Source organism: Microbulbifer magnicolonia, from assembly GCF_035117725.1.
GTDB lineage: Bacteria > Pseudomonadota > Gammaproteobacteria > Pseudomonadales > Cellvibrionaceae > Microbulbifer > Microbulbifer magnicolonia.
Map to the genome: position 1 here is coordinate 103802 of NZ_JAYEFD010000001.1, position 20016 is coordinate 123817.

A 20016-nucleotide genomic window follows, 5' to 3' on the forward strand; every position below is an offset into this window, starting at 1 on the left:
CCGCTATTTCTGGGCCAGGTGGGTGATGGGCTGGACTTCCATGCCGTCTACCACGTTGGCGATGGTGGAGGTAACCACCCGCTCGCCGTCCGCGACACCGGAGGCGACGACGACCTGGTCTTCGGAGGTGGACAGGACTTCCACGGTGCGGATATTCAGGCGGTTGTCCTGATCGATTACGTACACCTTGTCGGCGCTGCGCAGAGCTTCCCGCGGCAGCACCAGCGCCAAGTGTGGCTGCACGCCTGTCGCCTCGGCGGTGACAAACAGTCCGACCGCCAGCGGCACGCCATCGCTGGCGCCGGTGCCATAGGGATCGTTCACCTCCGCCACCGCGTAAATCAACCGGGTTTGCTGGTCCACCGCCGCCTGGGTGCGCACTATGCGCCCCTGCCACTGGCGCTGTTCCCGGCCGACCTGGGCCGCCAGCGTTACCTGCGGGCCGGGGTTTTCGTCGGTGGCGACGAAGCCCATGGGTAGGTCGAGTTCCAGCAATTGGGAGTCGGTGAGTGGCAGTCGCACTTCCACGCGGTCGGTGGCAAACACGCGGCCCAGCGGGGTGTTGGCGGTGACAAACTGGCCCACGCCCACGTCGCGGCTGATCACGCGGCCGCGAAAGGGCAGTTTGATCTGGGTGCGCGCCAGGTTGAGTTTCGCATCGGCGAGCTCGGCCTTGGCGGATCGCAGTTTGGCTTCGGCCTCGGCCACCTGGGGTTGGTTGACCTGCAGCGGGGTCGGCTCTCTGTTGGGATTGATGGCGGTCCACTGCTGGCGCTTGATGGTGGCCGCGGCCTGCGCCTGCAACAGCAGGACTTCGGCCTGTGCCACACCGGCTTTGGCGCGGGCCAGGGCGAGCCGATAGTCGGCGTCATCCAGTTGGATCAGCGTCTGGCCGGGCTCGAAGCCGGCACCCTCCGCGAAGTTGTCGGCGATGGCGACGATGCGACCGGCCACCTGAGGCGTCAGGTCGATCTCGGTGTGGGGGCGGACCTCACCCTGGGTTGCCACCGTGAGGTGCACGGCTTCTTCCCGGACCTCGGCGTAGAGCAGCGATACCAGGCGTTGCTCTTCTTCCTTTTTCTCTGGCGCCGGTTTGGCCGCGGCCATCAATTGTACGATGCCAAAGCCCAGCGCGAGTACCATGACCGGCGCAGCAGCTTTCAGGTGTTTTTTCTTCATTTGTCTCATCTTGCCTGGTTTGCGAAGTTCGCCAACGACGGCCGTTGGTGCGGGGTGGGCGCCATAGAATCACGAAAACCCGCAGGTTGCCTATGGGTCTGAAGCCGGAGAGAGCCGGATCAGCGGTGGATGCCTGTTGCCCACGATTTCATTGACCGCTTGGGGGCGGGATTTGGATGCGGATATATAAAAATTTATTGAGGTGGAAAAGCTGGGCGCCAGAATGAATGGTGTGACAGGAAAGGATGGTATGGGTTTGGCGAGTCCCGGCTGCTGGAAGATGGCCGCCCCTATGCCGGCTGGCTCTACCTGGGCGCGGCGTTTATCGCCGCGCAGCTGGAGCCGGAGAATCACCTGAAAGTTGTCGAGCGTTTCGATATCAGCGCCGGCATTGTCGGCCCCTCATCGGGCGCGGAGCGGCTGCAGCGCTGGACACACGAAATAATCGGCACCTATGCGGTCAACGGCTGGGACAACCAGCTGCGCGACGAGCCCGCACTGCTGGCCGGCTACGCGAGGAAGTGGGCCTATATCCGCCCGCTGGGACAATCCGCGATCGACTGGGAGATGTCTGGCACCCTGGGCGGCAGCCTGGGCAATATCACGGCTCAGCTGGTCTCTGGCGTGGAGCTGCGCCTCGGACGCGCGCTGAATTCCAGTGTCGGCATCAGCGGCGTTGCGCCGGCGACCGCGGCCCCGCACTACAGCGCGCCGTCTGGAGATTCTGGCTGGCATCTGTTTGCGGATTGGCAGCTGCGCTTTGTCTCCAGGGATATTTTTCTGGATGGCAACAGCGATAAGGAGAGTCACTCGGTGGAGAAGGCGCCGAGGGTAGGGGAGTGGCGCTTCGGCCTCGCGTTCGCCACTGGCCGCTATCAATGGACGCTGTACCATGCGCGGCGCTCGCGGGAGTTTGTCGGGCAATACGAGAATGCCACCTTTTCCGGGCTGGGATTGACGGCTCGTTTCTAAAAGCGCGCTTCTAAAAGAGAGAAGTTCCAGCCTGCGGGTCACGATACCACCTGGCGAATTTCGTCGGGGCTTCTGATCAGGGCCAGAATTGCCATCGGCTAGCCGCGACGCGCAATGCGTTCACAATCGCAGCCACGGCCAGGGGTTTGGCGCGCAATGCTGGCTGGCAGGCATGTGCGATCAGTGAGTCCCGGCGGGACCAGGTAATAGACAGAGTGGTGAGTGGGGTTCACTGCCACTGCGACAATCCCGGCCTCGAGAGAACGCGTGCTCAGCTCGGGCTTTATCATTCAGTAAGCGTAGGAAAAAGTTAGAGTGATGGCCATTCGTGCACGCTGCTGTACAGCATGCCTGTAGCTCCGCTGTATAGAGCCCATTCCGGCGCGAGTGTCTCCGTGGGCTGGCTGCCATCGTTTGGTGACCGTAACGCTCGGCGATATTTCCTCTCGCTATAAAAAGGAACCCTCGTAAGATTTCGTGGGTGAGGCTCTTTTCCCGATAACTTATCGATGAGATTTATTGTCTTCAAAACCCTTGAAGAGGAAAAAGGTGTCTATTCTTTCTAGGGAATTAAGTGTCCATTATGAACGGGTGACCAATCGAAGTTGCTGATATCGAGGGCCAGTGAGCAGAATGCGCGGGTGCGCGATAACCTGTGCCTGGGCGAGATGTCCAAAGATCGCTCTGCCTGATACCGCTTCGTTCGGTTACTGCTATTGGCTGGCCTGCCGGATCCCGGCTTTCTAACTGTCGCGATTACCCCACCCCCGGGGCCAGTGCCCCAAAAACCTTGGAGAAATCACCGTGAAAGGTAAACATTTCATAATTCCCCTGCTCATTGCCGGCGTCGCTTCTACGGCAGTTTATGCAGACAAGCACAAGCACAAGCCTGCGAAGGACTGGACCTGCGCAGACTTTTTGGCAATCGACGACCAGTACAAGCCGAAGGTGGTCTACTGGGCGACTGCATACTCAAAACGCGGCAAGCCGGAAGCCGAGATGCTGGATATCGACGGCACCGAAAAAGTCACCCCGATGATCATTACCGCCTGTACGAATGCGCCCAAGGAGTCGTTCTGGAAGAAGTTTAAAGAGGAGTGGCACAAGGTCGGTAAGGACACCAAGGATGAAATGCGAAAAATGAAGGAGAAGATGTAGCGCCGTTACCAAGTGTCAAAAGCGAGCCCGGTTAACACCGGGCTTTCTCGTTTCTGCTCGTTCTGCTGTTAGGATCCAGTCAAGCCGCGCCCCTCGTCCGCAGACTGGGGTTGCGCCCATGCCGGGCATCGGCCCCATCGGACCGGAGCCGTCAATGGATGCTGCCTAAGCGCCCACTTTTTTGGGTGCCCGTAACATGGTATTAAGGGACCCAGTTGCAATATGAAGGGTTCTAACTATGAAAAAAATCACCTTATCGACGCTGGTTGCCACTCTCCTTTTCTGCTTACCGCTGCAGGCCGCCGAGCGTCCGATTGCGATCGCCATCCACGGCGGTGCCGGCACTATCGAAAAGAGCAAAATGACGCCGGAGCGGGAACAGGCCTATCGCGACAAGCTGCGCGAGGCGCTGGATTCGGGCTACGCGGTGCTGGAGAAGGGCGGCAGCAGTCTGGACGCGGTCGTCGCGGCCATCAATGTGCTCGAGGACTCCCCGCTGTTCAACGCCGGCAAGGGCGCCGTCTACACCTACGACGGCCGTCACGAACTGGATGCCTCCATTATGGACGGCAAGACGCGCGCGGCCGGCGCCGTGGCCGGAGTAACGCGTATCGAGAACCCGATCAACCTGGCGCGCATGGTGATGGAAGATTCGCCCTTCGTCATGCTGGCGGGAGAGGGGGCGGAGGTTTTTGCCCAGTCCCGCGGCGTTAAGCTGGTGGACAACAAGCAGTTCGACAGCAAAGAGCGCTTCGAGCAGTTGCAGAAGGCCAAGGAAAAACTAGAGAGAGAACAGAAGCAGGACAAGGACTACCAGGCGGCGGTGGAGCAGCTGCCGTCGCCCTTCAAGATGGGCACCGTCGGTGCGGTGGCGCTGGACAGGGACGGCAATATCGCCGCGGGCACCTCCACCGGCGGCATGACCGCCAAGCGCTACGGGCGTATCGGCGATTCGCCGGTGATCGGTGCCGGCACCTTCGCCGACAACCGTTCCTGTGCCGTTTCCGCCACCGGCCACGGTGAATACTTTATCCGCTTCAACGTGGCGGCCGATATCTGCGCGCGGGTGCAGTACCAGGGCAAAACGGTGACCGAAGCGGCCGGCGAGGTGATCAATAACGTGTTGTTGCCGGTCGGCGGCACCGGTGGCGTGATCGTGCTGGATGCGAGCGGGAACATGGCCCTGACGTTCAATACCAAGGGCATGTACCGGGCCAGTCGCTCAAGCAGCCAGCCCTCTCAGGTGGCTATTTTCAAAGACGCGGAGTAGGGCTAGATTTCCCGTATCCGGGCAACGAAATGCGAAGGGTGGGAAGCCATGAGAAAAGGCAACAGGAGAAAAAGCGCTAAGAGCAGGCGGGAGATCGACCGGTCGGTGCGGGTCTTCTGGGGCGGCGTGCTACTCGTCGGACTGTTTGCAGTCCTGCTGATGCACGCTGCCCTGGCTGCCGGTGCCTGATTCCGGGGGCCGTTCCCGGGCTTGATCCCGGCCGGGATTGACGACCCGGGCGATAGCGACTCCCGCGATCAATCCAATCCTATTTGGCTTTGGGACCTGGATTCGGAAGTGGCGCCCCCGGCCCGACTCGAACGGGCAGTCCGGACTTAGGAGGTCCGTGGTTTATCCTGTTAACCGACGGGGGCGTATGGCGTCGGGGCGGCGAATCGTTCGGTCGCCCCGTCACGGAGGGCGGCTATTCTAACGGCTGAGGGCCGGGGTGTCATGTCGCTCGCCATCTGGATCCCCTGGGGGACTCGGTCCGGGACCGGGGGGCCGCTCCGCCCGGTGCCGGGCCCATGCCGCTGTCAGCCCCGCGGATTGTCACTGTCGGTAACGCCGGGCTCGCCGGGTTACTTCCCTTCCCGCCGCTGCAAATTCACCTGGCTGTCGAAAAACTGTCGCAGTTTGGTCACGCTTTGCCGGTAATTTGGCGCCACCGACCCGGTGTTGCGGGGGAAGTTTTTGCCCGCCAAACGGCCAGCCCGCAACGGCGCGAAAAAACTTCTTTCCGGTGGCAAAATTTTGCTTGACCGGGGTCGGCAGCACTGGCTAATCTGCGACGGCACAACAAAAACAACAAGGGTGTTTCTGCTCTCGCAGATCGAGATTGTGGAGTTTCGTATGAGCGGCAACGTTAGCGAAAATTACATTGATTTTGATAACGATGACATCCCCCAAATAGCAAACGAGGTTCTCAAGCAGGCTACGTCCAAGCCGCCCCGCGATGCGCGACGGATGGTCGAGGACAAGCTGGAGGAGATGCGCCTCAGGCGCGAGTTGATGGATTACGACTTCGATTTCTAGAAAACAGAAAGGCACCTTGATCGGTGCCTTTTTGCGTTCAGGCTCGCAGTCGAGGTGCGGGCCCTTGCTCGCACTCTTTACCTGTTGAGGTTATCCAATTATGGTTCGTCATAATTGATGGGGTTTCTGCTGCCTGTGGGGGTAAATTGGCATGGGTGTGCTTCTTCCCGGTAGAGACCGCTAACGGTCGAGGAAAGCCTGCTGTGCAGGATCGGGGGGGTGCCGGATTGCAGGTTAAAGAACCGCGAAATTGTTTGTCCCATTAAATATCGCGTTTTGACTGCATTTAGGGTCAGTCTGGGCCGTTGGCGGAAGATCGGTGCGGGGCCGATCGGAGCAAGTCCGGCAGCGGTTTATGCGATTTTTTCTGGACGGCAGTTAACCGGATCAGGACGGTCCGCTTGACTGTTGAAGATAATGGAAAGGGAAGTTCGCAATGACTGTTTCGGAACACACTTCAGCCCGGGTTTCCTCCCACCTCTCGGAAAACGGGGACGCCCTGACGATACGCGTCACGGGTAATTTCGATTTTAATTTGCACCGCGATTTTCAGCGCGCCTACCAGAATATCTCCCCGTCTCCGAAACACTATTGCATCGATCTGTCGGAAACCCGGCATCTGGATAGCGCCGCGCTGGGCATGTTGCTGCTGTTGCGCGATCACTGCCTGAGCGAGGAGCCGGAACCGGGTCAGGTCACGGTTGAATTGCTGAACGCCAACGAACACGTCGGCACCATTCTGACCATCTCCAACTTCGACCAGATTTTCACGATTCGCTGAGAGTGGCCGGTCAATTTCGGATATTGGTGATCGAGGCCGACGCCGAAGAGTCGTCGGAACTCTGCCAGCTGCTCGGTAGTTGTGCCGAAGGGGGGCAGGGCCTCCGCCCAATTCGGACCAGCCTGTTCAAGGACGCGACGGCTGCGATCGCGGAGTACTCGGCACTGCGCCCCGATGTTGTGATTTTCGGCCCCCTGGCGGCGCTGGCGGCGACTGCCGAAGACCTGCATCAGCTGCGTGCACAGGGCGGCCTGGCGCCGGTGCCGATCCTCTTCGTGATGTCTGGGGGGGAGTCCATCACCGCCAGCAGCCTGCAAACGGGCTGCGACGAAATCCTGCTGAAGCCCTACAACCCCAGTCTGGTGCGGCTGAAGCTGGCCGCGCTGCAGCGCCTGTGTGATTTCAGCCGCTCGCTGCTGCAGCAGCGCAACCGGATCCGCCGCCATCACGCAGACCTGCTGCAGGAGCAGGCCGGCGCGCGGCAGATCTTCAACAACCTCGGTCACGAGAGCTGTCTCGGCCAGACGGATGCCATTCGCTATCACCTGTCACCGCGCGCGGTACTGGCGGGGGATGTGCTGGCGGCGGCCTATGGTCCCGGTGGTAAGCTGCTGATGCTGCTCGGTGATTTCACCGGACACGGCCTCGCCGCCGCGGTGGGGGCCGTTCCGCTCACGTCCATTTTCTATTCGATGGTGCCCAAGGGCTTTTCCCTGAGCCATATACTGCGGGAACTGAACACGAAGCTGCACCATGTGCTGCCGCCGGATATGTTCTGCTGTGCGGTCATGTTCGAGTTCGACCCGCACAAGCGCCATATCCGGCTGTTCAACGGCGGTATGCCCAGTGCCTGCCTCCGCCATAGCAGTGGTGAGCTCCGCTTGCTGGAATCGCGCCACCTGCCGTTGGGCGTGCTCGATACGGTTTCTATTGAGGAGTCCATCGAGCATATTTCAGTCGAAGACGGGGATCATCTGTATTTGTGGAGCGACGGGGTTCACGAGGCCCGCAATCTCCGCGGAGAACTGTTTGGCGAGCAGCGCCTGCTGGACATACTGGCGGCCCCGGTGCCGGAAGGGCAGCGCTTCGACCACATTCTGTCCTCGGTAAGCCACTTCTGTGCCGACCAGCACGACGATCTCTCGCTGGTGGAGGTGGCGCTGGACAACGCCGCGCCCTGGCGTGGCAGTGCCTGGACGCTGGACGACGAGCCCGCGGAAAAGGTGCCGCGCCTCGGCGACTGGTCGATCAACTTCACCCTCGGCCCCGAAGAGCTGCGCGATGCTGACCCCTTGCCACTGCTGCACAGTGTGCTGGCCCAGGTGCCCGGCGCGGCCAGCTTTCGGGATCCGCTGACGATTGTTCTGGGCGAGCTGTTTCGCAATGCGCTCGAGCACGGTCTGCTGAGGCTCGACAGCAGTCTGAAGGGAACGGACAGCGGCTTTGCCGAATACTACCGTCAGCTGCATCGCGGCCAGCGCGAGTTGCGGGAGGGCTGGATCCGAATAGCGTTGCGCTGTCGCGATCGCGGCGGCCGCGGGCTGCTGGAAGTGGTGGTGGAAGACAGCGGCCACGGCCTGCCGGAACGGGCGCGCGGCGGCAATGCGTACTCGGGCAGGGGGCTGCCGCTGTTGCGGGCAATATGCCGCAAGGTGCAGCTGCAGCCGGGCAGCAGCCGCGTACGTGCGGTCCTGAACTGGGGGGAGACGGCCGCGGCCGGGAGAAGAACCCGCACGCCGGCCGCTCACTAGGGATTACATCTGCGCGGCCGGATCCTCGGTGCGGCCGAGCTTGCGTCCCAGCCAGCCCTGTATTCGCTTCAGCGTGTGCGACAGCTTGCCGGCCCTGGCCTTGCGCTCCTTGTCCGCCGCGCTCACCAGCCAGGCGATCTGGATCACCAGGCGCTGTCCCTCGAACGGCAGGTGTCCGTGAAAGGAATTCTCCGCGCGCTTGAAGGCCACCAGCGTGCCGTAGGCGGGCTTGATTTCCGGCACCACCATATCCTCGTAGTCGTCGATCCGGTTGAGGAAGCGCAGGCAGCCGTTGCCGTCGAGCGTCCACTCCGGGTTCAGGTAGAGCAGCGCGGTGGCGACCTTCGATTTTCCGTCGGTGTGGATATTGCCGTGGCGTTTTTTCAGGGAGCGGCTGATGGAGACATAGGTCGGGTACTGGGACAGCTGGTCGATACCCAGGTTTGCGCCTATGGCATCGGCAAAGGCGGGTTCCACCAGTTGGTCGATCAGGGCGTTGACGGATTCGCCGCACTGCGTTTTTTCATGGGGCAGATAGCCGGCGCCCTTGAGCTGCGGAAAGTCTTCCAGCAGCGAGGGCATCGGCTCCTCGGCCAAAATCTTCCTGGCGATAAAGAAAGGGAAGGGCTGGCTCTTGATCAGGGCGTCATCACTGGTCAGGGCACTGGTATCGAGCCAGTGGCTGGCATCCGCAGCGAGGCTTGTCATTGTTATGCATCCTTACAAGCTGGTCTTGTGAAACCACGCATTCACACAGAAGTTGTGGTGCCGGTGTCGACTACAGAGAAACGCCCCGATCCCGCTGGGGCGCCTGGCACCAAAAAGCGCCTTCTCACGACGCCTCCAAAATATCAGAGGAGCGGTCCGCGGCCAACAATGGCGTTGTCCGAGGCGGACTTGTGCAGTGCCCCGGATCGGTGCGAAACCCCTTTTGGCCCGCATTCCCCATAGGCGCCTGTGACGGAGCCACCGCGCCGTTCGTCGAATTTCATGCAATTGGCGCCGGTGCCGGTATAATGCCGCTCAGATTTTCATCAAAGCAGTGTTGTCCGCATCCATGCCCGCGACTCCGGAGCCCCAATATCTGTTGCAAGTGCGCGACCTGTCCTGCCAGCGGGACGGGCGGCGGCTGTTTGCCGGGCTCAGTTTTACCCTGGCTGCGGGCGGTGCGCTGCAGATAGAGGGCGCCAACGGCGCCGGCAAGACCACGCTGTTGCGCACCCTGATCGGCAGCGCCGGGGACTTTGCTGGCGAGATCCTCTGGGATGGCCGCCCCTTGCCCGAATCCCTGCCGCAGTTCCGTGAATCCCTTCTTTATATTGGTCACCGTGCCGGCGTGCGCGGCGGTCTGACGCCGCTGGAGAATCTGACCTGGTACGGCGCCGGCCGGGCGGCGGCGATGCAGGCGCTCGAACAAGTGGATCTCTTCGGCTTTGAAGACAGCCTGTGCCAGAACCTGTCCGCCGGCCAGAACCGGCGCGTGGCGCTGGCGCGACTCTTCCTGCCCGATGCGCCGCGCCTGTGGATCCTGGATGAACCCCTGGCCGCGCTGGATGCGGCCGGTGTGGCGGCGCTGCAGGGACAGATGGGCGTCCACCTCCGCCGTGGCGGAGCGCTACTTTTCACTTCCCACCAGGCTGTGGCGCTGGCCGGTCTGCAGCGTATTGCGCTGGCCGGTTTCGCCGTGGACGAATGGGCGGAGAGCGCCGGGGGTGAGCATGTCTTCGGTTGAGTCCCCCGTCGGGGCACACGGCGGCCGCAGAGCCCCGGGTTTCAGTGCACTGCTCAGGGTGGAGTTGTTGCTGGCCCTGCGCAAGCGCGCCGATATCGCCAACCCGCTGCTGTTCTTCGTCACCGCACTGGCGCTGCTGCCGCTCGGCGTCGGCCCCGAGCCTGCACTGCTGGCCAGGCTGGCGCCGGGCATGATCTGGGTGATGGCGCTGCTGGCGACGCTGCTGTCGCAGGAGAGCCTGTTTCGCGGCGACTTCGAGGACGGCAGCCTGGAGCAGCTGACCCTGTCGCCGCAGCCGCTGTATTTTGCCGTGCTGGCCAAGTCGACGGTGCACTGGCTGGTCACCGGATTGCCGCTGGCGCTGCTGTCGCCGCTGCTCGGCCTGATGCTGAACCTGCCGGCGGCCGGCTATCTGTGTTTGCTGCTGTCGCTGCTGCTGGGCACCGCCAGCCTCAGCCTGATCGGCGCCGTGGGCGCCGCGCTGACGGTCGCGCTGCGGCGCCCGGGCCTGCTGCTGGCGCTGATCGTTATGCCGCTCTATGTGCCCGTGTTAATCTTCGGCACCGGCGCGGTGCAGGCGGCCATCGACGGCTACGCATTCGGTCCGCAACTGGCAATTCTCGCAGCCATGCTGGCTGCCGCGGCAGCCCTGGCACCGCTCGCCGCGGCGGGTGCTATCCGCATCTGCCTGGATAATTGATTGGAGGTTTCCTTGACCTGGCAATGGTTTCACCGCTTGGGATCGCCGCGCTGGTTCTATCAGAAGACCGGCGCCTGGCTGCCGTGGCTGGCGCTGGCGAGCGTGGTGCTGCTGACCATTGGCAGTGTCTGGGGCCTGGGCTTCGCGCCGCAGGATGCCAAGCAGGGCAACAGCTACCGCATCATCTATATCCACGTGCCGGCGGCCTTTCTCGCCCTGGCCGGCTACTACATCATGGCCATCAGCGGCGCTATCGGCCTGATCTGGAAGATGAAACTCTCCTTTGCCGTGATGCGCGCGGCGGCACCCATCGGCGCCGCGCTGACTTTTGTTGCGCTATTCACCGGCGCCGTCTGGGGCAAGCCCACCTGGGGTACCTACTGGGTCTGGGATGCGCGCATCACCTCGATGCTGATCCTGCTGTTCCTGTATATCGGCGTGATCGCGCTGGCCCGCGCCTTCAGCCGTGAGCAGGTGGCGGACAAGGCCTGCGCGCTGCTGGCGCTGGTGGGCACGGTGAACATCCCGATCATCTACAAGTCGGTGGACTGGTGGTTCACCCTGCACCAGCCCGCCACCATCAAGCTGACCCAGTCCAGCAGCATCGATCCGAGCATGTTCTATCCGCTGCTGACGATGATCGTCGGCTTTTACTGCCTGTACGCCTGGACCCTGATTTCCCACACCCGCACCCTGGTGCTGCAGCGGGAGTGGCGCACCCAGTGGGTACAGCAGGAGTTGCCGGGGGAAGAAGCTCAAGGTGGGGAGGGCAAGTAAGTGCAGTTTCAGTTTGAAAACATTGCCGAGTTCCTGGCGATGCAAGGCCACGGTCCCTATGTGTGGATTTCCTATGCGGTGACCTTCGCGGTTCTGGCCGCGCTGGCCGTATATCCGCCGCTGCGCCGCCGCCAGCTGCAGCGCGAGCTGCAGCGCCAGCAGCGCATTCAGCAGCGCCGCCGGCAGGTGAAGCAAAACAAGATGGCTGAACCGGCGTAATTACAGCTTTCTCCCTCTCCCCTCCGGGGAGAGGGCCGGGGAGAGGGTCATATTTTCGGCAGCTTTGCTGCCGCCCCTCTCCCTAACCCTCTCCCCGAAGGGGAGAGGGGATACACTGATCGAAATTTCCGGAGTACAAAGAAAACAATGCATCCTGCACGCAAACAGCGCCTGATTCTGGTTCTTGTCCTGGTAGCCCTCTCCAGCGCCGCGGTGGGCTTTGTCACCTATGCGATGCGCAACAACATGGATTACTTCTACGCGCCCAGCGCCTTCGCCGCTGGTGAAGTGCCGTTCGAAAAGCGCATCCGCGCCGGCGGCTGTGTGGTGCCGGGCAGCGTGCAGCGCGCCGCGGACAGCCTGGACGTGCGCTTTGCGATCACCGATGGCAAAGAGGACTTGCAGGTTGTCTTCGACAAGATACTGCCGGACCTCTTCGCCGAGGGCGAAGCGGCGGTGATCACCGGGCGCCTGCTGAGGGACGGCACATTGCGCGCGGACCAGGTGCTGGCCAAGCACGATGAAAACTACACGCCGCCGGAAGTGGCCGAGAGCATGGCCGCCGAAGCGAGTTGCGCGGGCGGAGCGAAAATATGATCCCTGAGCTGGGCCATTTCGCCCTGATCGCCGGCCTGCTGCTGTCCCTGGCACTGGCGCTGGTGCCCGCGGCCGGCAGCTACGCGGCGCGGCCCCTGTGGATGGAAGCGGGGCGTCCGCTGGCGCTGGGCGTGCTGGCCTTTACCGCCATCGCCTTCGTCTGCCTGACCATGGCCTTCGTGCAGAGTGATTTCACGGTCAATTACGTCGCGCAGAACTCCAACAGCATTCTGCCGCTGCACTACAAGATTACCGCCGTCTGGGGCGGCCACGAGGGCTCGATTCTGCTGTGGCTGCTGATCCAGGCCGGTTGGGCGGCGGCGGTAGCCGTTTTCAGTCGGCAGCTGCCGGCGGAACTGGTCGCCCGCGTGCTGTCGGTGTTGGGCCTGGTGCTGGTCGGTTTCTTCCTGTTTATCCTGCTCACGTCCAACCCGTTCGACCGCACCCTGCCATTCCCGCCGCTCGAGGGCACCGACCTGAATCCGCTGCTGCAGGATCCGGGCATGATCATCCACCCGCCGCTGCTGTATATGGGCTATGTGGGTTTCTCGGTCGCCTTTGCGTTTGCGATCGCCGCACTGCTCGGCGGCCAGCTGGATTCCGCCTGGGCCCGCTGGGCGCGCCCCTGGACGGCGGTGGCCTGGTCCTTCCTGACCCTCGGCATCGCGCTGGGCAGCTGGTGGGCTTACTACGAGCTGGGCTGGGGCGGCTGGTGGTTCTGGGATCCGGTGGAAAACGCCTCCTTTATGCCCTGGCTGGTGGGCACGGCACTGATGCACTCCCTGGCCGTCACCGAGAAGCGCGGCCTGTTCAAGAGCTGGACCATCCTGCTGGCGATCTTTGCCTTCAGCCTCAGCCTGCTGGGGACCTTCCTGGTGCGCTCCGGCGTGCTCACCTCGGTGCATGCCTTCGCCACGGATCCGCTGCGCGGCGGTTTTATTCTCGCCTTCCTGGCCATCGTTGTCGGCCTGTCGCTGCTGCTGTTTGCGTTGCGCGCGCCGGCGGTGAGTGCCGGCAGTGTGTTCTCCTTCCGCGCCCTCGAGACCTTCCTGCTCGGTAACAATGTGCTGCTGATGCTGGTCATGGCCATGGTGCTTACCGGCACCCTGTACCCGCTGCTGGCCGACGCGCTGAACTGGGGCAAGATCAGCGTGGGTGCACCCTTCTTCAACCTGTTCTTCGTGCCGCTGATGGCGCTGCTGAGTTTCCTGCTCGGCCTCGGCATTCACGCCAACTGGAAAGACAGCCGCTGGGACAAGCTGTTCGGCGCCTGGCGCCTGCCGCTCGCCATCGCGCTGGTCGCGGCCCTGGCACTGCCGTTCGTGATCGGTGAATTTCACTGGGGCGCGGCACTGGGTATTTTCATCGGCGCCTGGGTGACTGCGTCCAGTGTGGCCGATATCCTCGCCAGGACTCGCAACGCGGACTCCTTTATCGCCGGTCTCAGGCGCCAGCGCGCCAGCTATTTCGGCATGCACCTGGCCCATATCGGTCTGGCGGTCGCGGTACTGGGGGTGGCGCTGACCACGGTCTACAGCGTGGAAAAGGACCTGCGCATGGGCGCCGGCGACAGCCACAGCGTGGCCGGCTACGATTTCCGTTTCGATGGTGTGCGTATCGTCCGGGGCCCCAACTACCGCGCCTTCGAGGGCGTTCTGTACGTGAGCAAAAACGGCCGTGCCGTGACCGAACTGCATCCGCAGAAGCGCAACTATTTCTCCGGTGGCAACACCATGACTGAGGCGGCCATCGATAGCGGTCTGTTCCGCGATCTGTATGTAGCCCTCGGCGAGCCGATGGACAGCGCCAACCCCAATGGCGACTGGGCCGTGCGCCTGCAGTATAAGGCGTTTGTGGTCTGGATCTGGCTCGGCGCGCTACTGATGGCGATAGGCGGCGGCATCGCCGTGGCCGACAAGCGCTATCGCAAGGTCAGGGCGGCGCGGGCACTGGAAGTGGCCCCCGCGGTGGCCGCGGCATAACAGCTCAAGTTTCGGAATTCAGGTCAGGGCGTGATACCGCTTGGTTGTGCACTGTGCCTGTGGTGGGAGCCTGCCCTGCAGGCGAATGGACGGTGCTGAATGAAATCGTCGTTATTCGCCAGCAGGGCTGGCTCCCACAAGGTGCAATTCCGTAGCTCACTAGCATCAGGGCCGGTGCCGCGAACTGCGAAAATTGAGTTAACGGACCTTGAGAGTAAAAATGGCAAGATTGAAACTGTTTCTGCCGCTGATTATTTTTGCCGCGCTGGCGCTGCTGTTCTGGCGCGGCCTGTCGCTGAATCCGCAGGAGATGCCCTCGGCGCTGCTGAACAAGCCGGTGCCGGAATTCACCCTGCCCGAGGTCGCCGACGGCGAAAGGGTGCTGCGCAAGGCCGACCTGCCGAAGGAGCCGCTGCTGCTGAATGTCTGGGCCACCTGGTGTATTTCCTGCCGCGTGGAGCACCCCTACCTGAACAAGCTGGCCGAGCAGGGCGTGCCCATTATCGGCGTCAACCTCAAGGACGACGACGTGGCCGCGCAAAAATGGCTGGAAAAATTCCACAATCCCTACCGCTTCAGCATTGCCGACAGGGAAGGGCGCCTGGCCCTGGATCTGGGCGTGTTCGGCGCGCCCGAGACCTTCCTCGTCGATGCCGAGGGCACCATCCGCTGCAAGCATGTCGGGGTGGTGGACGACCGCATCTGGCAGACCAAGCTGCAGCCCCTCTACCAGAAACTGCAAACCCAACACTGGGACGAGTTTGCCGGTGACCTATCAGATTCCCTGCTCTCCCGTTGTCAGTGAAACCGAGGAAAAGAAGAGCCGCTTTATCTGCTGGCTGGGGCCGGTGCAGGACAAGGCGGCTTTTCAGCAGCAGCTTGACGCGGTGCGCGCCCGCTACCCGGATGCCACACACCACTGCACCGCGCTGGTGATCGGCAATCCCGCCAATCCCGAAGTCATGCAGGCCGACGACGACGGCGAGCCCGGCGGCAGCGCCGGCCGGCCGATGCTGGAGCTGCTGCTGAAGCAGGAGATCGGCAACGTCGGCGCTATAGTCACCCGCTACTTCGGCGGCACCAAGCTGGGTGTCGGCGGCCTGATGCGCGCCTACCGCGGCGCCGTGGGCGCGGCCCTGCGGGCCGTCGAACTGAAGCCGTTTGTTCCTCTCGTTCAGGTGCAGGTCGCCTGCAGCTTTGCGCAGGAGTCCCGCCTGCGCTTTCTCGCCACCCAGCACCAGGGAATCTGCGGCGAGCCGGAGTACGGCGACCGGGTCACCCTTCTGCTCCAGCTTCCCGAAAACCGCTGGCCGGAACTGGGTGCGCAACTGGTCGCGGAGGGCTTTGAAATTCTCGAGCGGGTTGAATAGATTCACTTGAATTCTTTCCTGAAGCCGCCCTCCGCTCCTTTTACCTGAACAAGTTAAATTTATTGCCTGGAAGAATATGTTCTGATGGGGCGGCTAGTGTCCCGAATGTGTGCCAGCGTGTAAAAAATTAAACCGTCCCGGGCGGAATCTTGGTGGCAAATTTTCTCGGTATTCGGCAAGCAAGATTTGCGCAGATTTCAGTCGATCAGCACTTGGCAGCGCCGAGGCCGGAAATCTGTCACTGCCACGCCTTCCGGACTGCGGTAATATTCCCGCATCTGGAATAGAGGAGATCCTCATGAAGTATTGCTTGGCACTTGCAGGGGTATTGGCGCTGGCGGGTTGCCAGAATATGGAAGCGGTTTCCCCCTGGGTCGATGTGGGTAACCAGATCGCGAAGAATGCGGGCTACGATACCGATTCGAGGATCGCCAGGGGCATCAAGGACGTCTTGCAAACCAGCACCGACCGCGCCAGTACGGGGCTGTCTCAGACGGGTGCGTTTAATCTGAAGCTACCTGCGGCGGCTCAGCCGGTGGCCAGCAGTCTGCGCCAGTTTGGTTTCGGCAGCTATGTGGATCAGCTGGAAATCGCCATGAATCGCGGTGCGGAACAGGCGGTGGCGGAAGCGGCGCCGGTGTTCAAGCAGGCAATTACCGGTATGACGGTCAATGATGCCCTGGGTATTGTCCGGGGCAGTGATACCGCCGCGACGGATTATTTCCGCGGGCAGACGGAAAACGCATTGCGGCAGCGCTACCAGCCGATTGTCGAGGCGAATCTGCGCAAGACCGGCTTTTATGATCAGTACAAGAGTATGCTTGCCGTCTACGATAAGTTGCCGATTGCCAACAAGCCCGGCATGGATTTGGAGCGCTATGTGATCGACAGCAGTATGGCGACGCTGTTCAGCCGAATCGGTGCGGAAGAGGCGTTGATCCGGAAGGATCCTGTGGCTCGCGGTAGTGTGTTGATTGGGCAGGTTTTTGGAGGCGGGCAGGGGTAGTAACTAAGTTCCCTGTAATTGAAAAAGCCCGCTTTAAGCGGGCTTTTGCTTTTTAAGTCCCGGACGGGACTGATGAGCGCCATCCGTGGCGCTCACCCTGCGGGCGCCTTCGGCGTCCAAAATTGCTCCCGGCAATTTTGTCGAACGGGGGTTCTTGCACGCCGATCCAGCACATACGAAAAAGGCCCACACTTTCGTGTGGGCCTTTTTCGTATGTGGCGGACCGGACGGGACTCGAACCCGCGACCTCCGGCGTGACAGGCCGGCATTCTAACCAACTGAACTACCGGTCCGCATTCCTGATCTCCCTTTGAAAAATCTGCCAGGCAGATGAAAGGGAAGTGGTGGGTGGTACAGGGGTCGAACCTGTGACCTACGCCTTGTAAGGGCGCCGCTCTACCAACTGAGCTAACCACCCCGCGTCAGGAGCTGCGTATCTTAATGAAAAATTTTGCCCCGTCAACGCCTTCGAGAAAATTTTTTTGTCTTTCAATAAGTTAAGGCGCCCGTTCCAGGGAACGCGGGCGTGTCTGACATGGGAGGCGCTGGTATAATCGCGCAAATTTCCGGCGGACGAGTAATCGTGAGTGTGACTGTGAGACAGATGAGCTGGCTGGGTCCGATAGCTGCGGCGCTTTGTGCCCTGTGTCTGTCCGTGGCCGTGAGGGCGGCGGTGGAGGCGGAGCGGTTGTCATCGTCGGAGCTGGAGGCGCGCTACCACGTACTGATCGAGGAGCTGCGCTGCCCCAAATGTCAGAACCAGAACCTGGCGGGATCGGATTCGCCGGTGGCGGGCGATCTGCGCCGGGAGATCCGCCGTCTGCTGGAAGAGGGCTTCTCCGACCGGGAGATTACCGATTACATGGTGGCCCGCTACGGCGATTTCGTGCTCTACCGCCCGCCGCTGCAGCGCAATACTTTGGCGCTGTGGCTGGCGCCGGGGGTTTTCGGGGCTATCGGGCTGCTGGCGCTGATCGTGATCGTGCTGCGCTCGCGCAGCGGCACCGGTGCGCGCCAGGACGACGCCAGTGCGGAACTGACCGAGGACGAGCGCCGCCGGCTGCAGCAGCTGCTCGGCGACGATGTGGACGGACTGACCGGCAGCGGGAAGAAAAACGATGACTGAACTGTGGTTGGAGCTGGGGCTGGGCCTGGCGCTGCTGATACTGCCGCTGGCTTTCGTGATTCTGTGGCCGGCACTGCGCGGCGCCGGCGTGCGGCCCGGTGTCGACAAGCGCGCCGCGCTGGCGGCCCTGTACCGGGAGCGGCAGGCGGAGCTGAAGGCGGCGCTGGCAAGTGGCGCGCTGGACCGCCAGCAGTTCGCGCAGCTCGAGGCGGAAATGGCACGCAACCTGCTGGCGGCAGAAGGTGAGGGCGGTTCCCGGGTCTCCTTTGGCGGTGGTCGCGGCCTGCTGATCGCCCTGGCGGTGTTGCTGCCGCTGGTCGCGGTGGGGCTCTACTTCTGGTCCGGTCACGCCGATGACATGGCCCTGTACCGGCAGATCGCCGCCAGCCAGCAGGGTAAGACCAGCGCCGCGGACGAGGCGCGCATTACCCGCGCGCTGCAGGCGCGGGTGGAATCCCATCCCGACGACCTGACCAGCCGCTACGTGCTGGCCCAGCGCCTGCTGGTCAGCGGTGACACCCAGGGCGCGGTGGCGGCCTACCGCTATGTGGTGGAGCGCGAGCCCCAGGCGGCGGACGTCAAGGCGGAGCTGGCGCAGGCGGTGTTCTTCGCCAATGGTTCCAGAATCAATGACGAGGTACGCCGGTTGGCGGGTGAGGTACTCGAAGTCCAGCCGGACAACGGCACCGCCCTCGGCCTGGCCGGTATCGGCGCCTTCGACCGCAAGGAATACCGCGCGGCGCGCGATTACTGGCAGCGAGCGCTGGACCAGCTGTCCCCGAACTCCGCCGCGGCCCAGGCGCTGGCCGCCGGCGTGGCGCGAGCGGAGCGGGCGCTGGCCGACAGTGGCGAGATTATCGAGGCGGCCGGCAGCAACGCAGTGTCTGCCGAGGGGCCCGCGATCCGCGTGCGGGTGACCCTCGCCGAGGGGGTTTCTCCGAAGCCGGATACGCCGGTGTTTATCTACGCCCGCGGCGCCGACAGCCCCATGCCGCTGGCCATTGTGCGGCTCACGGCCGGCCAGCTGCCGGCGGAAGTGCTGCTGGACGAGTCCCGCGCGATGATGCCCGGGCGCTCCATTGCCAACGTGGACTCGGTGCAGCTGATTGCGCGCCTGGCGCTGCACGGCGATGCGCGCCCGGCGCCGGGTGACTGGCAGGGCACAATCGAGTCTCTGCCACAATCCGACTGGGAAAAGCCGCTCAACATCACCATAGATACCGAGCTGTAAGCGCCTCGTGTGGGCGCCGCCGGCGCCTCCCCATACTTCGCAGCAGTGCGACTTCGCCGGGAAGTCGCCGCTGAAGAGCTACTGACGGCGCTGCCGATCACCGGAGGCGGCAGCCGATAGGCGGAGGCGGTTATGCAGGAGAAACCCCGCTCGGCGATCGATGTGCCCACGGCGTATGCCGAGACAGGCGGGCGCAGGCTCGCCTATCGCTCCCTCGGGCAGGGCGTGCCATTGGTTCTCTGCCTGCGCTTCCGCGGCGTCATGGATGTCTGGGACCCGGCGTTCCTCGATGCGCTCGCGCGCCACTTCAACGTGATCACCTTCGATTACAGCGGCCTGGGTCAGTCCGGCGGCGAACCCAGTTACAACCGCGAGTCCATGGCAAGGGACGCGCTCGACCTGGTGGATGTGCTGGGTTTCGAGCGGGTGGTGATCGGCGGCTGGTCGCTGGGCGGGGTGGCGGCGCAGATCTTCGCCGCGCGCTACCCGGAACGCGCCAGTCACGCAGTTCTGATCGGTACCGTGCCGCCGGGTCCGCAGCCGTACCCGGCCGAGGATATCTTCCTGCCCACGGCGCTCAAACCGGAAAATACCCTGGAAGACGAGTACATCCTGTTCTTTGAACCGGATTCGGCGCGCAGCCGCGCCGCCGCCGATGCCTGCCATGCGCGCATTGCCGGGCGTGTGGCCGGCGACCGCTCGCCGCCGATTCCGCTGGATACGCTGGTGCGCATACTGCAGGAATCCCAGGATCCGGAGGCGGTGTTTGCCGATCCGGACGGCCAGTACGGCCAGGCCCTGGCGAAAGGCCCGGTGCCCCTGCTCGCACTCTGTGGTGACCACGACGTGGTCTTCCCGGTGGAGAACTGGTATGCGCTGAACCGGCAGTGGAAGTCCCTGCATATCGTCACGCTGCCGTGTGCCGGTCACGGCCCGCAGCATCAGGAACCGGAGTTCTGCGCGGAGACAATCGCGTCATTCGTGCACAATGTGACTGGCTCCTGAGACCCGCCGCGCGGCGGCCGCAAACCGGTGGCCGCCGCGCACAGTTTCTGTCCCCAATCTGCAAAAATTAGCGCTGAAACCCCCGCCGCGGCCATGTACAATTGGCGGTTTGGTGAGCCTCGCTG

General features: G+C 62.9%; 21 protein-coding genes and 3 tRNA genes. 19 read left to right on the top strand and 5 right to left on the bottom strand.

Features of this window, described 5'->3' with window-relative positions:
* Positions 1–3: 3 nt before the first annotated feature.
* A complete protein-coding gene (locus tag RRF64_RS00460; RefSeq protein ID WP_323843863.1) occupies positions 4–1179 on the bottom strand; it encodes an efflux RND transporter periplasmic adaptor subunit in 1176 nt (391 codons plus the stop codon).
* Between the two features lie 273 nt (positions 1180–1452).
* Here RRF64_RS00460 and RRF64_RS00465 point away from each other — a divergent pair, with 273 nt between their 5' ends.
* The 4 genes from RRF64_RS00465 to RRF64_RS00480 all read left to right on the top strand — a co-directional run bounded on the left by RRF64_RS00465 (position 1453) and on the right by RRF64_RS00480 (position 4768).
* Entirely contained in the window at positions 1453–2151 is a 699-nt protein-coding gene (locus RRF64_RS00465) for a lipid A deacylase LpxR family protein (RefSeq protein WP_323845570.1), read from the top strand.
* Positions 2152–2955: 804 nt separating this feature from the next.
* A complete protein-coding gene (gene hdeA / locus RRF64_RS00470; protein WP_323843864.1) occupies positions 2956–3309 on the top strand; it encodes an acid-activated periplasmic chaperone HdeA in 354 nt (117 codons plus the stop codon).
* Positions 3310–3547: 238 nt separating this feature from the next.
* Entirely contained in the window at positions 3548–4579 is a 1032-nt protein-coding gene (locus tag RRF64_RS00475) for an isoaspartyl peptidase/L-asparaginase family protein (RefSeq protein WP_323843865.1), read from the top strand.
* A gap of 48 nt (positions 4580–4627) precedes the next feature.
* Complete coding sequence (locus RRF64_RS00480; RefSeq protein ID WP_323843866.1) at positions 4628–4768, top strand: hypothetical protein; 141 nt, start codon at positions 4628–4630, stop codon at positions 4766–4768.
* A gap of 109 nt (positions 4769–4877) precedes the next feature.
* Here the strand turns inward: RRF64_RS00480 and RRF64_RS00485 are convergent.
* Positions 4878–4953 (bottom strand) — tRNA-Arg (locus RRF64_RS00485).
* A 319-nt stretch (positions 4954–5272) separates the two neighbouring features.
* On the opposite strand from RRF64_RS00485, the gene RRF64_RS00490 reads away from it, so the two are divergent.
* The 3 genes from RRF64_RS00490 (at position 5273) to RRF64_RS00500 (ending at position 8146) form a co-directional block, all read left to right on the top strand.
* Positions 5273–5614, top strand: coding sequence for a PA3496 family putative envelope integrity protein (locus RRF64_RS00490; protein ID WP_323843867.1), 342 nt, complete (start codon positions 5273–5275; stop codon positions 5612–5614).
* Between the two features lie 436 nt (positions 5615–6050).
* The gene (locus RRF64_RS00495; protein WP_323843868.1) at positions 6051–6395 is read left to right on the top strand and encodes an STAS domain-containing protein; all 345 of its coding nucleotides are present in this window, start codon (positions 6051–6053) and stop codon (positions 6393–6395) included.
* A gap of 2 nt (positions 6396–6397) precedes the next feature.
* A complete protein-coding gene (locus tag RRF64_RS00500; protein WP_323843869.1) occupies positions 6398–8146 on the top strand; it encodes an ATP-binding SpoIIE family protein phosphatase in 1749 nt (582 codons plus the stop codon).
* A 3-nt stretch (positions 8147–8149) separates the two neighbouring features.
* On the opposite strand, the gene RRF64_RS00505 is transcribed toward RRF64_RS00500, so the two are convergent.
* Positions 8150–8854, bottom strand: coding sequence for a 2OG-Fe(II) oxygenase (locus tag RRF64_RS00505; RefSeq protein ID WP_323843870.1), 705 nt, complete (start codon positions 8852–8854; stop codon positions 8150–8152).
* 349 nt (positions 8855–9203) lie between these two features.
* On the opposite strand from RRF64_RS00505, the gene ccmA reads away from it, so the two are divergent.
* The 9 genes from ccmA to RRF64_RS00550 all read left to right on the top strand — a co-directional run bounded on the left by ccmA (position 9204) and on the right by RRF64_RS00550 (position 16529).
* Entirely contained in the window at positions 9204–9878 is a 675-nt protein-coding gene (gene ccmA / locus RRF64_RS00510) for a cytochrome c biogenesis heme-transporting ATPase CcmA (RefSeq protein ID WP_323843871.1), read from the top strand.
* Positions 9865–10578, top strand: coding sequence for a heme exporter protein CcmB (gene ccmB, locus RRF64_RS00515; protein WP_323843872.1), 714 nt, complete (start codon positions 9865–9867; stop codon positions 10576–10578). The genes ccmA and ccmB overlap by 14 nt, the downstream gene beginning before the upstream one ends.
* 12 nt (positions 10579–10590) lie before the next feature.
* The gene (locus tag RRF64_RS00520; RefSeq protein WP_323843873.1) at positions 10591–11355 is read left to right on the top strand and encodes a heme ABC transporter permease; all 765 of its coding nucleotides are present in this window, start codon (positions 10591–10593) and stop codon (positions 11353–11355) included.
* Positions 11356–11574, top strand: a complete 219-nt coding sequence (ccmD, locus tag RRF64_RS00525; protein ID WP_323843874.1) for a heme exporter protein CcmD — start codon at positions 11356–11358, stop codon at positions 11572–11574.
* 147 nt (positions 11575–11721) lie between these two features.
* Positions 11722–12171: a cytochrome c maturation protein CcmE gene (ccmE, locus tag RRF64_RS00530; RefSeq protein WP_323843875.1), complete on the top strand. Its 450-nt coding sequence runs from the start codon at positions 11722–11724 to the stop codon at positions 12169–12171.
* Entirely contained in the window at positions 12168–14153 is a 1986-nt protein-coding gene (locus RRF64_RS00535) for a heme lyase CcmF/NrfE family subunit (RefSeq protein WP_323843876.1), read from the top strand. The genes ccmE and RRF64_RS00535 overlap by 4 nt, the downstream gene beginning before the upstream one ends.
* 220 nt (positions 14154–14373) lie before the next feature.
* On the top strand, positions 14374–14958 hold the full coding sequence (locus tag RRF64_RS00540) for a DsbE family thiol:disulfide interchange protein (protein WP_323843877.1): 585 nt from the start codon (positions 14374–14376) through the stop codon (positions 14956–14958).
* A complete protein-coding gene (locus RRF64_RS00545; RefSeq protein ID WP_323843878.1) occupies positions 14921–15523 on the top strand; it encodes an IMPACT family protein in 603 nt (200 codons plus the stop codon). Before RRF64_RS00540 ends, RRF64_RS00545 begins: the two co-directional genes overlap by 38 nt.
* A 109-nt stretch (positions 15524–15632) precedes the next feature.
* The gene (locus RRF64_RS00550; RefSeq protein ID WP_323843879.1) at positions 15633–16529 is read left to right on the top strand and encodes a DUF4197 domain-containing protein; all 897 of its coding nucleotides are present in this window, start codon (positions 15633–15635) and stop codon (positions 16527–16529) included.
* 216 nt (positions 16530–16745) lie between these two features.
* Here RRF64_RS00550 and RRF64_RS00555 read toward each other — a convergent pair.
* Together RRF64_RS00555 and RRF64_RS00560 are read right to left on the bottom strand one after the other, a co-directional pair.
* Positions 16746–16822 (bottom strand) — tRNA-Asp (locus tag RRF64_RS00555).
* Positions 16823–16871: 49 nt separating this feature from the next.
* A tRNA-Val gene (locus tag RRF64_RS00560) sits at positions 16872–16947 on the bottom strand.
* A gap of 186 nt (positions 16948–17133) precedes the next feature.
* On the opposite strand from RRF64_RS00560, the gene RRF64_RS00565 reads away from it, so the two are divergent.
* The 3 genes from RRF64_RS00565 to RRF64_RS00575 all read left to right on the top strand — a co-directional run bounded on the left by RRF64_RS00565 (position 17134) and on the right by RRF64_RS00575 (position 19891).
* Positions 17134–17655, top strand: coding sequence for a cytochrome c-type biogenesis protein (locus RRF64_RS00565; protein ID WP_323843880.1), 522 nt, complete (start codon positions 17134–17136; stop codon positions 17653–17655).
* On the top strand, positions 17648–18886 hold the full coding sequence (ccmI, locus tag RRF64_RS00570; protein ID WP_323843881.1) for a c-type cytochrome biogenesis protein CcmI: 1239 nt from the start codon (positions 17648–17650) through the stop codon (positions 18884–18886). Before RRF64_RS00565 ends, ccmI begins: the two co-directional genes overlap by 8 nt.
* 132 nt (positions 18887–19018) lie before the next feature.
* Positions 19019–19891: an alpha/beta fold hydrolase gene (locus tag RRF64_RS00575; RefSeq protein ID WP_323843882.1), complete on the top strand. Its 873-nt coding sequence runs from the start codon at positions 19019–19021 to the stop codon at positions 19889–19891.
* Positions 19892–20016 lie beyond the last annotated feature (125 nt).

Bases quoted from the DNA above. Each gene is read 5' to 3' on its own strand.
- RRF64_RS00460 (WP_323843863.1), bottom strand. From the start codon at position 1,179: ATGAAGAAAAAACACCTGAAAGCTGCTGCGCCGGTCATGGTACTCGCG.
- RRF64_RS00475 (WP_323843865.1), top strand. From the start codon at position 3,548: ATGAAAAAAATCACCTTATCGACGCTGGTTGCCACTCTCCTTTTCTGC.
- RRF64_RS00480 (WP_323843866.1), top strand. From the start codon at position 4,628: ATGAGAAAAGGCAACAGGAGAAAAAGCGCTAAGAGCAGGCGGGAGATC.
- RRF64_RS00495 (WP_323843868.1), top strand. From the start codon at position 6,051: ATGACTGTTTCGGAACACACTTCAGCCCGGGTTTCCTCCCACCTCTCG.
- RRF64_RS00505 (WP_323843870.1), bottom strand. From the start codon at position 8,854: ATGACAAGCCTCGCTGCGGATGCCAGCCACTGGCTCGATACCAGTGCC.
- ccmA (WP_323843871.1), top strand. From the start codon at position 9,204: ATGCCCGCGACTCCGGAGCCCCAATATCTGTTGCAAGTGCGCGACCTG.
- ccmB (WP_323843872.1), top strand. From the start codon at position 9,865: ATGTCTTCGGTTGAGTCCCCCGTCGGGGCACACGGCGGCCGCAGAGCC.
- ccmE (WP_323843875.1), top strand. From the start codon at position 11,722: ATGCATCCTGCACGCAAACAGCGCCTGATTCTGGTTCTTGTCCTGGTA.
- RRF64_RS00535 (WP_323843876.1), top strand. From the start codon at position 12,168: ATGATCCCTGAGCTGGGCCATTTCGCCCTGATCGCCGGCCTGCTGCTG.
- RRF64_RS00540 (WP_323843877.1), top strand. From the start codon at position 14,374: ATGGCAAGATTGAAACTGTTTCTGCCGCTGATTATTTTTGCCGCGCTG.
- RRF64_RS00565 (WP_323843880.1), top strand. From the start codon at position 17,134: ATGAGCTGGCTGGGTCCGATAGCTGCGGCGCTTTGTGCCCTGTGTCTG.
- ccmI (WP_323843881.1), top strand. From the start codon at position 17,648: ATGACTGAACTGTGGTTGGAGCTGGGGCTGGGCCTGGCGCTGCTGATA.
- RRF64_RS00575 (WP_323843882.1), top strand. From the start codon at position 19,019: ATGCAGGAGAAACCCCGCTCGGCGATCGATGTGCCCACGGCGTATGCC.